We start from the raw sequence: 15275 nt of genomic DNA on the forward strand, positions 1-15275 counted from the left end.
GGCGCTCAGCCAAAGGACGGTTCAGCTGGCGCCTCCCGCTTGCGCCAGCGCATGGACAGCTGACAGTTTGCTGTTCTGGCAGCCGGCATTCACGTATTCGCGCACGCGCTCTTGCAGCAATTGCGCGCGTTCGATGGTGGTCTGGCTGGCGCAATCGAGGTTGACATAAAAGCCCGATGATTCGCGCTTTGAACAGCTCTTGTTGCGCTTGCCTATCCACGCCAGCTGGCCCGCCTTCAAGGTTTGCTTGCCGTTGGCATCGAGGCGGGCAGCGAGTTTCTCAGCAACTGCTTTCTGCATGGACATAAAACGGAACGTGCTGCGCGTCTACGACGGCGCAGTAGCGGTCGCCGCACAGCGCCTCTGCACAAATGCTTCCAGGTCCGGCAGTGTCAACGGCCGGCTGAAGAAATATCCCTGATAGGCGCGGCAACCATAGCGCGCCAGGAAATCACGCTGCGCCAGCGTCTCGACGCCTTCCGCGATGACAGCAATGTTCAGGCTGCGGGCCAGGGCGATGATGGTTTTGGCGATCGATGCATCGCTAGGGTCATGGATCACGTCGCGGACAAAAGACTTGTCTATCTTTAACTGATCCAGCGGCAGCCGCTTGAGATAGGCTAGCGAGGAATAGCCTGTGCCAAAATCGTCGAGCGAAAAACCGACGCCGTGCGCTTTGAGCGAGGACATTTTTGCGATCACGCCGTCGACGTCGGACACCAGCAGGCTCTCGGTCAGCTCGAGCTTGAGACGACGCGGATCGGCACCGCTGCTGGCCAGGGCGAACAGCACCTGATCGACAAAATCTTCCTGGTTGAACTGGCGCACGCTGACGTTGACCGCGATGCTCAGGTGGCGCATGTCGGGGCGTCCGGCCCAGGCGAGCAATTGTGTACAGGCCGTTTCAAGCACCCATTGCCCCAGCGGCAGGATCACGCCGATTTCTTCGGCCAGCGGAATGAAGTCGCCCGGCGGCACCAGTCCGCGTATCGGGTGTTGCCAGCGCACCAGCGCTTCGACTCCGGTAACGCGTCCGGTGTGGTCGATTTGGGGCTGGTAATGGAGTATCAGCTGGCGGCATGGAACGGCGTCGCGTAAGTCCGTTTCCAGCGCGGCCCGTTCGAGCATGGCCACCTCCATGGCGGGATCGAAGAAGCGCAAGGCATTGCGTCCCACCGCCTTGGATTTGTACATGGCCAGGTCCGCCTGCTTGAGCAGATCGTCAATGCTCGTCAGATTACCCATGAATAGCGTGGCGCCGATACTTGACGTACTGCGATGGGTAAGCTGGTTGAGCCGGTAGGTCTGGCTCAATTCCTTGCGTATCTTGTTGCCGACGATATCGACCTGTGCCGCCGCATGTTCCGCATTCATATGCAAGTCCGTCAGCATGACGACGAACTCATCGCCGCCCAGGCGGGCCACGGTGTCGCCCGCGCGCACGCACAGGACCAGGCGCCGCGCGACTTGATTGAGCAACAGGTCGCCCATGTCGTGCCCAAGCGTGTCGTTGAGCGTCTTGAAGTTGTCGAGATCGATGAACAGTACCGCGCCATGGTTGCCGCTGCGCAAGCTGCTCTTCATTGCCTGCTTCAGGCGATCCAGCAGCAAGATGCGGTTTGGCAGCTTGGTGAGTTGATCGAAGAAGGCCAATTGCTGTATTTGCTTCTCTGTCTTCTTGCGCTCGACGCGTCGCAGCCGGTGCCGCTTTTGGATGATCAGTAGCCCAAGTGTGCTCAATACGGCGACCAAACCGAACAGCACGCTTTGCACATACAGGCTGTGGCGCCATGGCGCGAACAAGACCTCGGTGTCGCGGCTGACGGCGATGCGCAGCGTCGTCCCGAAGGTGGCCGCGCCCGATGGCACGAGGCGTTCGGCGACCATGCGTTTCTTGCCGGTGCCGGGCGCCATGCCGGTCAGTGGTCCAGGCGTCCCGGCGCCGCTCTGGCGCGACGAAACCATGTACAACTGGCCGTCTTCGCGTGAGATCGAGCTAACTACATCGCGGGCATAACGAACCGAATCGAGCAGGTCGGAAAAGTATGCCGGCGCCAGGCTGACCATGACGATGCCACCAAAGCTGCCTTGAAACCCGCTGATGCGGCGACACAGAGTGATGGCGGCGGGAACGGCGGTGTTGCCAGGCGGCGCGCTAAGGTGCAGCAATTGCGGATCGGCGAGCCGCATGGCTTTCTGGAAGCAATCATTTTGGTGAAAATTGTCGCTGCTCATGCTTGCGTCGCTGCCGGCCACTAGGCGCCCGTCAGGACCAATGACCAGGATGGGACGAATACCGATCAGTGCATTGTTGATCACTTTGAGCGAGTGATTCACCTGCCGCAGATGGTCTCCTTGCGCCTGCCAGGCCGCCAGTTCATCGATGACGCTGTCGATCACCTGCTTGGTCAAATTCAATTGCGGCGTTAAATTCTTCTCCACGATTTCCGCCTGCATCGTCAGCCGTTCGTGTTCCTGGGTATCAATCCGGTGATATTCCTCGTACTGGGTGAATCCAATGAAGCCGGCCAGTGCGAATAGCACCATGGCGTGGATCAGCCATTGCTGGAAAAAGTGTTCATTCTTGGTGCGCTGCGGTGCGGTCATGGAAGGCGTGGGAGGTTCTGGCGCGGCATCGCGCCGCCACTGCGCGCCAGGCGGCACGCAGCAGTAACAAAAATGCCCAGCACTTGCTTCGGCCCGGAGGGCTGAACGCATTTGTTGCAAATGAGAAAGTGTAGCGGGGCATGCGTAAGCAAGATGTAAATTGCTCGGTCCGACACGTAAATGTTTAGTAAATTCCGACAATATCGTCAGTTCTCCGTCGGCAAAGTAGCCTTGCACGCTAGTGCGCTCTTTCAGGACTTGATGGTCATGCATTGCTGCAGGTCATCGATTTGCGCGAAGCCTCCGGCTCGATCATGCACTCGCACGCAAAAAAGGAAGTGATTACCTTGCGGTAAAAACTTCCTTTAGGAAAATATGACAAATGTTATTTTTATGTCATATTTTCATGCCGTCATTTATTTTACGTTGGCAGGAACGCGCTTACGCGAAGTTCTTGGCAACGAATTCCCAGTTGACCAGGCCCCAGAACGTTTCCACGTACTTGGCGCGCAGGTTGCGGTAGTCGATGTAGTAGGCATGTTCCCATACGTCACAGGTCAGCAGTGGCTTGTCGCCGGTGGTCAATGGGCAACCGGCGTTCGATGTGTTGACGATGTCGACGGAACCGTCGGCTTTTTGCACCAGCCAGGTCCAGCCCGAACCGAAGTTGCCCACGCACGATTTGGTGAATTCTTCCTTGAACTTGTCGAACGACGACCATTTAGCGTTGATCGCGTCAGCCACGGCACCGGTAGGTGCGCCGCCGCCGGCTGGCTTCATGCCGTTCCAGTAGAACGTGTGGTTCCATACCTGGGCTGCATTGTTGAAGATGCCGCCCGACGATTTCTTGATGATCTCTTCCAGCGACAGGTTCTCGAACTCGGTGCCCTTGATCAGGTTGTTCAAGTTGGTGACATACGCCTGGTGATGCTTGGCATAGTGGTATTCCAGGGTTTCTTTCGAAATATGCGGCGCCAGAGCGTCCATTTCATACGGCAGTGGTGGCAGAGTATGTTCCATGTGATGTCCCTTTGTGGTGAGTGTTCGGAGTCATCCGGCCTGGGGCCAGATGGTTGAGCCTGGTTGCTTGCATCAAGCATTCTTGCTGAACGAGCCACTATTGTAAAGCGGATGCGCCATTGCTGCAGATTCCGCCATGCGTTGGCGATCCCCTTGGCGTAATGATTCTCGTTCAGCGCGAAACCGGTGGAAATGCTTTCTGGCATCCCTCAACGAACACGCCGCGTGGTTTCCCGCACGATCAGTTCCAGCGGTGGAAGCGTCGCCTGCACCGCTTCGCCATTGATCAGGCCCAGCAGCGCCTCCGTGGCGATGCGGCCGATGTCGTACAGGGGCTGGTGGATGGTCGTCAGGGGCGGCGTCGTGTAGGACGAGCCTGGCAAGTCATCGAAGCCGACCAGCGAGATATCGTCAGGCACGCGGATGCCCTTGCGGTACAGGCACAGGCGCACGCCATAGGCAGACAGGTCATTGGCGGCGAAGACTGCGCTAAATTGTTGATGCGTATCAAACAAATGGTTCATGGCCAGCATGCCGCTTGCCTCGTGGAAATCGCCTTCCACCATCAATTTTGGGTCGATGGCAATATCGGCTTCGCGCAGCGCGCGCTGGTAGCCGGTCAGGCGCTCGGCCGCATCCGTGTTGTTGGCCGGCCCGGAAACGAAGGCGATGCGGCGGTGGCCCAGCTCGACCAGGTGGCGCACGGCCAGGTAGGCGCCGTATTCGTTGTCCAGTTTGAAGCCGATGGCGCTTTTGGTCGCCAGTGCGCGCCCCGTCGAGACGATGGGGCGCTGCTGCGAAAAATCCAGCACGCTCTGGTCCGAGATGCGCCCGGACAGCAAAATGATGCCGTCCACCTTGCGCGCCAGCAGTAAACGGATGCGGTCCGCTTCCTCTTGCGCATTCCAGTGGCCGCTGACGATGACGGACGCATAGCCCGTGCCCTTCAAGCCATCGTCCACGCCGCGCAGGCTTTCATCGAAGAAGGGGCTGGAAATATCCTGGACCACGATGCCGATGGTCAGCGAGCGGCCTTTTTTCAAGCCTTGCGCCATCTGGTTGGGCGCGAATTTCATTTGTGCAATGGCCGCCAGCACGGCGTCGCGCTTGTCGTCGGAAACCTTGGCCGTGCCGTTCAGGATGCGCGAGACGGTGCTGGGCGACACGCCAGCCTGGCGGGCCACGTCGAGCAAGGTGGAAGGGGAGGAAGCGTGGTCGTTGGCGGTCAAGGCAATTCCAGGTTAAAAACACGGGCGGCAAGGCTGGCGCTGCGAGGTTGTCACTGTCGTGAAAACCTTTTCAACGAAAGATTACCATAAATAGGCGCGCAGGCCGGGCGCATGGTGGCCAGGCCTGTCAGGGGAACATCAGTGGCAGAGAAGGCTTGAAAACGTTTTCATGAAAAACAACAGCCTTTGAACGGTGATATTTCCCCGTTTTTCATAGGAGGAAAGCCGCATCGCGATGCTTAATTCTCAGGCGTCATCAATAAAAATGACAACTTTTTTGATTGACTTCATTTTCTTTGCGGTGTTAAATAGACACATGTTGTGAAAACGTTTTCAAGATAGAAGACGCTCAATAATCGGAGATGAAATAATGAAGTCAAGCATTCCTGACGCAGCCTTACCTGCCGCGTCCTTGCTGTTCGCGCTGACCCTGGCCGCGGGTGTGGCCAGCGCCGCCGCCACAGCTCCTGCAGCCGCAGCCGTTCCACCGGCGCCGCCACTGCCGGTGCTGGCGCCCGCCACCATTACCATCGCTTCGTTCCCCGACCTGGACCGCGCCGTCAAGACGGCCTTGCCCCTGTGGGAAAAGCTGTATCCGCAAGTAAAGGTCAAGCTGGTCAGCCTGCAGATCGACGACCATCACAACTCGATGACGACGGCGCTGGCCGCCGGCGCGCGCCTGCCCGACGTGATGGCGATCGACTTCCGCTATGTCGGCAGCTTTGCCGAATCGAAGGGCATGGAGGACTTGCTGCAGGCGCCTTACGGGGCGGGGCAGTACCGCGCCCAGTTCGTGCCATTCACCTTCGTGCAGGCGACCAGCTCGCGCGGCACCCTGGGCGCCATGCCGGCCGACCTGGGGCCAGGAACCTTGTTCTACCGCAAGGACTTGATGGACAAGGCGGGTATCAAGGAAAGCGACCTGACGCAATCGTGGGAGTCGTACATCGCCGCCGGCAAGAAACTCAAGGCCGCCACGGGCACCTATCTGCTGGCTGGCGCCAGCGACCTGGCCGACATTTATATACGCGCCAACCTGAAGGATGGCGAAGGCATTTATTTTGGCGACAAGGGGCAAGTGCTGGTCGACTCGCCCCGTTTCGTCAAGGCCTTCGAACTGGCCAAGGCGGCAAGGGTGGCCGGCATCGACGCGCGCACGGTAGCCTGGACGGGCGAGTGGGCCGAAGGCTTCAAACGCGACAAGGTGGCCAGCCAGATGATGGGTTCCTGGCTCAGCGGCCACCTGGCCAAATGGCTGGCACCGGATTCGAAAGGCCAGTGGCGCGCGGCGAACTTGCCGGCCGGCGCGCTGGCGTCCTACGGCGGATCGTTCTACGGCATCCCGAAAAAGGCGGCCAACAAGGTGCAAGCCTGGGAATTCATCAAGTTCATGACTGTCAACAAGGACATCGTGCTGCACTCCTTGAAAGAAATCGGCGCTTTTCCGGCCCTCAAGGCCGCCTATGCGGACCCGATGATGGACGAGCCGCAAGCGTATTTCGGTGGCCAGAAGACGCGCCTGCTGGCGCGCGAGACGGCAGCGAAGATTCCCGTCATCCGCGTCGACAAGTTTGACGCCGTGGCGCGCGACATCGTCAACATGGAACTGGAAAGCGTGCTGGCGCAAAACAAGGATATCAAGACGGCCCTGGCCGACGCCAAGGCCCTGATCACCCACCGCGCGCGGCGCTAGGAAGCAGCATGACTCTTCATCCAGATCAAACCGGGAGCCGGCCATGAGCACGCCCTCGGCGTCCTTGGCGCAAGACGCGCCCGCCTCGGCGCGGCCGGCACGAAAACGCTTCAACATGAAAAAGTGGGCGCCGTATATTTTCATCAGCCCCTTCTTCATTTTATTCGCCGTCTTCAGCCTGTTCCCGCTGCTGTTTTCCATCTACCTGTCGTTCAACCAGTGGGAAGCGGCCAGCGGCGTGGAAGCCATGCAGTGGGTGGGCCTGGATAATTACAGGTATGCCTTGAGCGACCCGTGGTTTTTGCGCTCATTGGGCAATACGCTCTGGCTGGCGCTGGCATCGGGCGTGCCGCAGCATCTGGTGGCCATTCCGCTGGCGGCATTCATCCACAACAGCTTCAAGCGCTCGCGCAACCTGGTGATCGGCATTTACTTTTTACCGTTCATCACTTCCAGCGTGGCCATCGCCATGGTCTTCAATACCTTGTTCTCGCGCGACTACGGCCAGATCAATGTGCTGATCGAATGGTGCGCCAGCTTGCCGCTAGTGGGCGGATTATTCCCTGCCGAATCGATCGACTGGCTGGGCAGCTCGCTGTTCATCAAGCCAGCCGTCGCCTTCGTCATCTTCTGGCGCTATCTGGGCTGGAACCTGGTGCTGTATTTGTCCGCGCTGCAGGTCATTCCCAAGGACCTGTACGAGGCGGCCACCATCGATGGCGCCTCCAAGCGCCAGCAATTCTGGTACATCACCCTGCCGCAACTGAAGCCCATGATTTACCTGGCCGTGACGCTCACCATCATGGGCAATTTGCAGCTGTTCGAGGAACCGTTCGTGCTGGTGGCCGAGTCCAGCGGCGTGAGCCAGTCGGTGATGACGACGGCCATCTTCGTCTACAAGACGGCGTTTTCTTCCGGCGACTTCGGCACGGCGTCGGCCATTTCCTGGCTGCTGTTCCTGATCATCGCCAGCACCACCTGGGTGAATAACCGCATTTTCAGCCGCAACGAGCGCAAGGAGGCCCGATGAATACCCCCCGCTGGACGGCCTACGCCATGGTGGCCATCGGTGCCCTGATCATGGTCGCGCCGTTCTACTTCATGTTCGTCTTCGCCACGCACACCAGCGCCGAGATCTACAGCTTGCCGCCGCCGCGCTGGTTCGGCACGGCCCTGCTGCATAACCTGGAGCTGCTGCAGGAGCGCCTGCCGTTCTGGCGCAATATCGGCATCAGCCTGTATGTGGCCCTGATGACCACCGCCTTGACGCTGTTCTTTTGCTCGCTGGGCGGCTATGCATTTGCCATGTTCGAGTTCCGCTTCAAGCGGCCCTTGTTTACCCTGGTGATGGCGTCGATGATCATCCCGTCGTTCATGAACATGATCCCGACGTTCATGCTGATGGATTTCCTCGGTTGGCTCGACCAGCCGCGCGCCCTGTATGTGCCGGGAGCGGCCGGCGCACTGGGCATTTTCCTGATGCGCCAGTACATCGGCACGGCCATTCCGAAGGACCTGATCGAGGCGGCGCGCATCGACGGCTGCGGCGAATTTGCCATTTACTGGCGCGTCGTGCTACCGCTGATCGGCCCCGCCATGGGCACGCTGGGCTTGATCACCTTCATCAATTCCTGGAACAATTTCATCACGCCGCTGGTGGTCATGCGCTCGGTCGAGAACTACACGATCCCGCTAGCCCTGCGCAGCATGCAGGCACCGAACAACACGGAGTGGGGCGCCCTGATGACGGGGGCGGCGATTGCCGTGCTGCCGCTGTTGCTGATGTTTTTTGTTGCATCGAAGCGCCTGATCGAAGGATTGACCCAGGGCGCCGTCAAAGGCTGACCTTTCATTTGTTTAATTCACTCACACGACATGATCATGCATAACGACGATATCGACACCAACTTTCCCGCCACCTTCACCTGGGGCGTGGCTACCAGCGCTTACCAGATCGAGGGCGCAGCGGCCATCGACGGCCGTGGCCCGTCCATCTGGGATACCTTCAGCCACACCGACGGCAAAGTCACCGACGGCAGCAATGGCGACGTGGCCTGCGACCACTACCACCGCTACGCCGAAGACGTGGAGCTGATCGCCGCACTGGGCGTCAACGCCTACCGTTTTTCCATGTCCTGGTCGCGCGTGCAGCCCACGGGTTCCGGCGCCTGGAACGAAGCCGGCTTCGCTTTTTATTCACGCCTGCTCGATGCACTGGCGGCCAAGGGCCTGGACGCGCACCTGACGCTGTATCACTGGGATTTGCCGCAAGCCTTGCAGGACGAGGGCGGCTGGCTCAATCGCGCCACCTGCTACCACTTTGCCGCCTATGCAGCCGAGGTGGCGCGCCGCTTCGGCCACCGCGTAGCCAGCATCGCCACCCACAACGAGCCATGGTGCACTGCCGTACTGGGCCACGGCACGGGCCAGTTCGCGCCGGGCATGGCCGACCCTGCTGCCGCCGTGCAAGTATCGCACCATCTGCTGCTGTCGCACGGCCTGGCCATGCAAGCCATGCGCGCCGTGAATCGGCCGGCGAAACTGGGCATCGTGCTCAATCAATGGGTGGCCACGCCGGCCACCGACAGCGCCCAGGACAGGGAGCTGGCCGAACTTGAATATGCGCGCTCGGTGCAGTGGTATATGGATGCCATCTTCAAGGGCCGCTACCCGGCGCTGGCGCTGAAACACGTCGATGCTTCAACTTTAGCCATCTTTGAAAACGATTTCATAGATATCAAGCAGCCCATCGATTTCCTCGGCGTGAACTATTACACGCGCGCCTACATGAGCGCCGAGACGCCACCGCGCAAACCCGAAGGCAAGCTGGGCTTCAATGACATGGGCTGGGAAACCTACCCGCAAGGCTTGACGGAATTGCTGGTGGGCCTGCACCGCGAATACCGGCTGCCGCCCATCTACATCACGGAAAACGGCATGCCAGTGGCCGACAAACTGGTCGATGGCAAGGTGCACGACCAGCCGCGCATCGAGTACGTGCAGCTGCACCTGGATGCCTTGCGCGCCGTGATTGCCCAGGGCATCGACGTGCGCGGCTATTTCTACTGGAGCCTGATGGACAACTTCGAGTGGAATTCCGGTTATGCCAAGCGTTTCGGCATGCTGTATGTCGATTACGCCACGCAGCAGCGCAGCTTCAAGGACAGCGCCCTGTGGTACCGCGATTTCATCATGGCGCAGCGTGCGCTGCATGCTGGCGTGTCAATGCCAGCCTTGGCCGGGGCGCACTGACATGGCCGCCATCTCGCTGCGCGGCATCCGCAAGACTTACGGCGACGGCCCGGAAATCGTCAAGGGCCTCGACCTCGATATCATTGACGGCGAATTCATGGTCTTCGTGGGGCCGTCCGGCTGCGGCAAGTCAACCCTGCTGCGCATGATCGCCGGCCTGGAAGACATCAGCGCGGGCCAGCTGCGCATCGGCGACATGCTGGCCAACGACGTGGCGCCGGCCGAGCGCGGCATCGCCATGGTCTTCCAGAGCTACGCCCTGTACCCGCACATGACGGCGCGCGACAACATGGGCTTTGCCTTGAAAATGGCCGGCAGGCCGGAGGCCGAGGTGCGCGCTGCGGTGGGCAAGGTGGCCGAGATCCTGCAGATCACGCACCTGCTCGAGCGTAAACCCAAGGCTTTATCCGGCGGCGAGCGCCAGCGCGTGGCGATTGGCCGCGCCATCGTGCGCCAGCCCAAGGTGTTCCTGTTCGACGAGCCGCTGTCGAACCTCGACGCCTCGCTGCGCGTGCAGACGCGCATCGAACTGGCCAAGCTGCACCAGGAGCTGGGCACCACCATGATTTATGTGACGCATGACCAGGTCGAGGCGATGACCCTTGGCGACCGGGTCGCCGTCTTCCATGGCGGCCACCTGGAGCAGGTGGGCGCGCCGTTGGAACTGTACCGCCATCCGGCCAGCCAGTTCGTGGCTGGCTTCATCGGTGCGCTGCGCATGAATTTCCTGCCGTGCGCCGCTGTCCCTGCGCTGGCCAGCGAACTCGGCGGCGAGGCGAACATGCTGGTCGGCATACGTCCCGAGCACCTGCGCCTGCTGCCGGCTGGCGATGGCTATGGCGCCAGCGTCACCCTGATCGAGCAACTGGGCGATGCGCAGATCATCCACGCCACGCTCGATGGCCGCATCGATGGCAGCGAGCACGCGGTGGCCATCAAGCTGCATGGCGAGACGCGCCACGCCCTGGCCCCGGGCAGCGCCATCGGCTTTGCGCCGGAACCGGGCCATGCCTTTTTATTTGACACGGGCGGGCGCGCCGTGGCTACCCATAGACCCCGCACGGAGGCGACATGAACTCAGATTGACACCCAAAAAAAGTGCAGCAATAGCCAAAGAGCTATGTGATCATCATTCAACCAGCGGTACAGGAGACAAAAATGCAGCAGCTTAAACGCAACACCATCGCCATCAGCCTGGCGCACGCGACATTCGCCCAGTTCATTTTGCTGGGCAGCGGTGCCGCCCTGGCGCAGCAAACCGATACGCCAACCGAGGCAGCGAAACCGGCGGCCGAACAGATGGACCGCATCGTCGTCACGGCCACGCGCCGCAACACCTTCGTGCAGGACACGCCACTGGCCGTCACCGCCTTCAACCAGGACACCCTGCAAAACAACCAGGTCAAGGATCTGGCTTCGCTGGCCACCATGGTGCCCAGCCTGGTCGTCGAGCAGCATGGCGACTCGGGCGGCGTGCACGTCTACATGCGCGGCGTGGGTTCGGCCAACCACACGGAGCTGGGTGACCCGGCCGTCGCCTTCTATGTCGACGGCATATATTCGCCGCGGCCGCAGGGCGCCACGGCGCTGATGTATGACTTGTCCCACGTGGAGGTGGCGCGCGGACCGCAAGGCACCCTGAATGGCCGCAATTCCACGGCCGGCGCCGTCAACCTGGTGTCGGCCGCGCCGAATACCTCCAAGTTCATGGGCTCGGCCGGCATTACTGTGGGCGACTACCGCCATTTGCAGACGCAGGGCATGCTCAACATCCCGTTTTCCGACGACATGGCGCTGCGCATCGCCGCCATCAAGGATAGCCACGATGGCACGGTGGACTTCCGCCGCGGCTCGAACGTGATGCCGGGCACGGCCAAGTATGGCGCCGGCGACCAGATGGGCGTGCGCGCCTCCCTGTTGTGGAAGATCACGCCGCAGCTGCGCGGCACCTTCATCGCCGACTACTTCCTCGATCAGGGCGCTGGCAACGTCTACCTGGCGGCGGAACCGGCTGCGGGCCAGAAGTTGCGCTCGGCCCTGATCGACACGCCGGGCACCCTCGACCAGTCCATCCTGACCTACAAGGGCAAGCTCAATTACAAGCCGACCGAGTCGCTGGACCTCAGTTACCTGGGCAGCTGGAGCCGCTACAAGCGCCAGAACAGCAACGATGCCGATGCGGGCCTGTTCCCCGGCTTCAAGTCGGAAAATCGCACCGACTGGGCGCAGTTCGACAGCTATTCGCACGAACTGCAGGCGCGTTCGGACGATGATGCGCCATTCCAGTGGGTGGCCGGCCTGTTCCTGTTCAATGAAAAAAACAAGGTGCGCTTCGATATCGACCGCAGCCAGATTTCACAGGCGGCCGTACAGCAGGATATCGCCAACGGCGCCGTGATTTTCGTCCAGCCGACGGTGGGCCAGTACGCGTCATCGATGTCCTTCATTCAGGGCGACCGCCAGTTGAAATCGAAAGCCGTGTTCGGCCAGGTCAGCCAGCAAGTCACAGATACGCTCAAGCTGACGGCCGGCGCGCGCTACACGAAAGACCATAAATTCGACATCGGCGGCCAGAACTGGGCCTGCCCGAACTGGCCAGCGAACACGCCGCTGGGCACCACAGTGCTCACGCCCGAGCAGATGGCGCAGCTGGTCACGCCGGGCACGGGCCTGGCCAACACGCACAATATCGGCCCGGGCGGCGCGATCACGGCAGCAACTTGCGGCAATACGCCGGGAGACAATACGGCGGACCTGAAATATGGCCAGGCGACCTGGCTGGGCCGCATCGAGTACAAGCTGCGCTCCGACATCCTGTTGTTCGGTTCCGTGACGACGGGCTTCCATTCGCCGGCCATGGGCGACGGCGGCGCCACCACCAAGCCGGAAAAACTGACCAGCTATGAAATCGGTTTCAAATCGGACTTGCTGAACCGCGAACTGACCCTGAACCTCGATGCCTTCCTGATGAAGTACAAGGATAAGCTCGAATCGCAGGTGGTCAACAGCGTGCTGGCCAACTTCAATGCGGCCGGCGCCACCGTCAAGGGCCTGGAAGCGGAGTGGGTGTGGCGGCCGACGACGGTGGATCGCCTGACCGGCAACGCCACCTGGCTGAAAGCCGTGTATGACGATTTCATGTCATGCGACGTCGATGCGGCGCGCGCCAATGGCCAGTCTTGCGGTTCGACGGCGCCGCTGGTGAATGTGGGCGGCAGCACCATGAAGCACGCGCCGAAGTTCTCCACCACGGTGCAGTACGAGCATGACTTTGCCGTCGCCGGCGGCCAGGTCACGCCGCGCGCTTCCGTGCACTATGAAACCATGTCGTATGTGGGTGCAGGGGCGTTCAACGGCGACGTGCCGGGCCATGCTGGCGTCAAGCGCCAGGAAGCCTACACCACGCTGGACTTGAGCCTGCGCTTCCAGTCGGCCAACAAGGCTTACACGGTGGAAGCGTTCGTGCAGAACGCCACCGACAAGGCCGTCAAGCTGGACGTGACGGAGCTGTGTACGGATGTGGGCATGCCGTGCCAGCCAACGCAGCAGATCTACGGCGCCTTCTACAACGCACCGCGCACGTTTGGTGCCCGCGTGTCGATGAAGTTCTGATGGTGTAGTGCGGTAAGGAAGTTGAAGTCAACTCAGTAGGGCAGGTGTTGGGCCGGGTAGCGATACCCGGCCTTTTTTGCGTTGCCTGGGCTATTCCAGCGCTTATTCCAGCGTCGCCTGCACGCTGGCGATGCCGACCTGCGCACTGCCTTCGGCCAGGCGCACGTTGAGGTTCTGGCGCGCCTGCAGCTGCGCCGGCGAGCGCACGATATCGCCTTTTTCATCGCGCAAGATCGCATAGCCCCGTTCCAGGGTACGCTGCGGATTGAGTAATTCCAGCTGCGCGGCCAGGCCGCCCAGGCTGTGGCGGCGCTGCGTGACCAGCTGCGCCATGGCTGCGCCGCTGCGGCGCTGCGCTTCCAGCAGGCGCGCGCGCGGCGCCGTGACGTCGGGCCGCAAGTTCGCCCAGCGGTTGCGCAGGCGCTCTAGCGCGTATTGCGACTGGTTCACGGGCGCGCGCGCCGCATGCGTCATGGCCGTCGACAGGGCCAGCAGCTGCAGGCGCTGCTGCTGCAGCTGCGCCTTGGGATTGAGCAGGCGGCGGCTGTGGCGGTCCAGCGTTTGCGCGGCATCATCGAGGCGCCAACGCATGGCGCGGCGCAAGTCGGTGGCGTCGGCGCGCAGGGACGCCATCCAGTCGGCGCGCGGCGTGGCCGCCAGTTCGGCCGCCGCCGTCGGCGTGGCCGCGCGCAAGTCGGCCGCGAAGTCGGCGATGGTGAAGTCCGTCTCGTGGCCCACGCCGCTGATCACCGGCATGGCGCATGCAGCAATCGCATGGGCGACGGCTTCATCGTTGAATGACCATAAATCTTCGATGCTGCCACCGCCACGGCACACCAGCAGTACGTCGCACTCGGCCCGCTGCGAGGCCGTGCGGATGGCCTGCGCGATCTTTTCCGGCGCCTGCTGGCCCTGCACGGGCGTGGGATACAGGATGATGGCCACGTGCGGCGCGCGGCGCTGCAAGGCGATCAGTACGTCGCGCAGGGCGGCCGCCTGCGCGCTGGTGACGATGCCGATCGTGCGCGCGAACATAGGAATGGCGCGCTTGCGCCCGGCGTCGAAGAGTCCTTGCGCTGCCAGCTTTTCCTTCAGGCGCTGGAACGCTTCATACAGGGCGCCCACGCCGGCGCGGCGGATGGCTTCCACATTGATCTGGTAGTCGCCGCGCGCGCCGTACAGGGTGACGAGCGCGCGCACTTCGACCTTGTCGCCTTCGCGCGGCGTGAAGCCGGCGTACTGGGCACGGCCGCGAAACATCACGGCGCGCACCTGGGCGCCATCATCCTTCAGCGTGAAATACCAGTGGCCTGAGGCGGCGCGCGTGAAGTTGGAGATTTCGCCAGCGATCCAGGTCAAGGGAAACGAGCGCTCGAGCAGGCGCGCGACGGCCTGATTCAGGGCGCTGACGGTCAGCACGGGTGGGGCGGCAAAGCCGCTGTCAGTCGGGTTGTCGGTCATCATCTGTTTGCTTGGCTAGCGTGGGCAGGGAAGAACTGTCCACATATTATCGGCGAGGTCATGCTTATGTCATATATCGCGCAAAACAACAAGTTCTATTTCTAAGTATTTGATTTCATGATGAATTTCGCTATGCCTGATTTGCGTGCATTGGGGAAAAATCCTTTAATATCAAGCACATCAGTAAAGCGCATGGTAGTTACGCACAAAGTTATCCACAGAAATTGTGTGGAACTTTTACCGCTGCCACGTCGCAGGTGGAAGGCCCGGCCGGCATGCAAAAATGCCCTGCACAATTTTTTCGCATGAAGATAAAGTATATGGATATCAAAGACTTAGTGTGCCATGCCTGGCCTTGCGCACAATCTTATCCACAAAAAATGTGCAGAACTTCCTGGCCT

Annotated in this window: 11 protein-coding genes; 6 read left to right on the forward strand and 5 right to left on the reverse strand. The window is 61.1% G+C overall.

The window, feature by feature from the left end; genetic code table 11:
• Positions 1-21: 21 nt before the first annotated feature.
• From ACQ4W6_RS15610 to ACQ4W6_RS15625, 4 genes are all read right to left on the reverse strand, one after another.
• The gene (locus ACQ4W6_RS15610; protein ID WP_436568088.1) at positions 22-306 is read right to left on the reverse strand and encodes a lysozyme inhibitor LprI family protein; all 285 of its coding nucleotides are present in this window, start codon (positions 304-306) and stop codon (positions 22-24) included.
• Positions 307-327: 21 nt separating this feature from the next.
• Positions 328-2844, reverse strand: coding sequence for a putative bifunctional diguanylate cyclase/phosphodiesterase (locus tag ACQ4W6_RS15615; protein ID WP_436568089.1), 2517 nt, complete (start codon positions 2842-2844; stop codon positions 328-330).
• A 204-nt stretch (positions 2845-3048) separates the two neighbouring features.
• On the reverse strand, positions 3049-3627 hold the full coding sequence (sodB, locus tag ACQ4W6_RS15620; RefSeq protein WP_071078930.1) for a superoxide dismutase [Fe]: 579 nt from the start codon (positions 3625-3627) through the stop codon (positions 3049-3051).
• A gap of 209 nt (positions 3628-3836) precedes the next feature.
• A complete protein-coding gene (locus tag ACQ4W6_RS15625; protein ID WP_436568090.1) occupies positions 3837-4856 on the reverse strand; it encodes a LacI family DNA-binding transcriptional regulator in 1020 nt (339 codons plus the stop codon).
• Between the two features lie 370 nt (positions 4857-5226).
• Here ACQ4W6_RS15625 and ACQ4W6_RS15630 point away from each other — a divergent pair, with 370 nt between their 5' ends.
• From ACQ4W6_RS15630 to ACQ4W6_RS15655, 6 genes are all read left to right on the forward strand, one after another.
• Entirely contained in the window at positions 5227-6549 is a 1323-nt protein-coding gene (locus ACQ4W6_RS15630; RefSeq protein ID WP_436568091.1) for an extracellular solute-binding protein, read from the forward strand.
• Between the two features lie 43 nt (positions 6550-6592).
• Positions 6593-7579: a carbohydrate ABC transporter permease gene (locus ACQ4W6_RS15635; RefSeq protein WP_436568092.1), complete on the forward strand. Its 987-nt coding sequence runs from the start codon at positions 6593-6595 to the stop codon at positions 7577-7579.
• On the forward strand, positions 7576-8394 hold the full coding sequence (locus ACQ4W6_RS15640; RefSeq protein WP_436568093.1) for a carbohydrate ABC transporter permease: 819 nt from the start codon (positions 7576-7578) through the stop codon (positions 8392-8394). The genes ACQ4W6_RS15635 and ACQ4W6_RS15640 overlap by 4 nt, the downstream gene beginning before the upstream one ends.
• A 36-nt stretch (positions 8395-8430) precedes the next feature.
• Positions 8431-9801, forward strand: coding sequence for a GH1 family beta-glucosidase (locus ACQ4W6_RS15645; RefSeq protein WP_436568094.1), 1371 nt, complete (start codon positions 8431-8433; stop codon positions 9799-9801).
• 1 nt (position 9802) lies between these two features.
• The gene (locus ACQ4W6_RS15650) at positions 9803-10876 is read left to right on the forward strand and encodes an ABC transporter ATP-binding protein (RefSeq protein ID WP_436568095.1); all 1074 of its coding nucleotides are present in this window, start codon (positions 9803-9805) and stop codon (positions 10874-10876) included.
• A gap of 83 nt (positions 10877-10959) precedes the next feature.
• The gene (locus ACQ4W6_RS15655; RefSeq protein WP_436568096.1) at positions 10960-13413 is read left to right on the forward strand and encodes a TonB-dependent receptor; all 2454 of its coding nucleotides are present in this window, start codon (positions 10960-10962) and stop codon (positions 13411-13413) included.
• Between the two features lie 102 nt (positions 13414-13515).
• Here ACQ4W6_RS15655 and xseA read toward each other — a convergent pair whose 3' ends face one another.
• Entirely contained in the window at positions 13516-14877 is a 1362-nt protein-coding gene (gene xseA / locus ACQ4W6_RS15660; protein ID WP_436568097.1) for an exodeoxyribonuclease VII large subunit, read from the reverse strand.
• Positions 14878-15275: the final 398 nt, after the last annotated feature.

The organism is Janthinobacterium woesei (assembly GCF_051380875.1).
Taxonomy (GTDB): domain Bacteria; phylum Pseudomonadota; class Gammaproteobacteria; order Burkholderiales; family Burkholderiaceae_D; genus Janthinobacterium.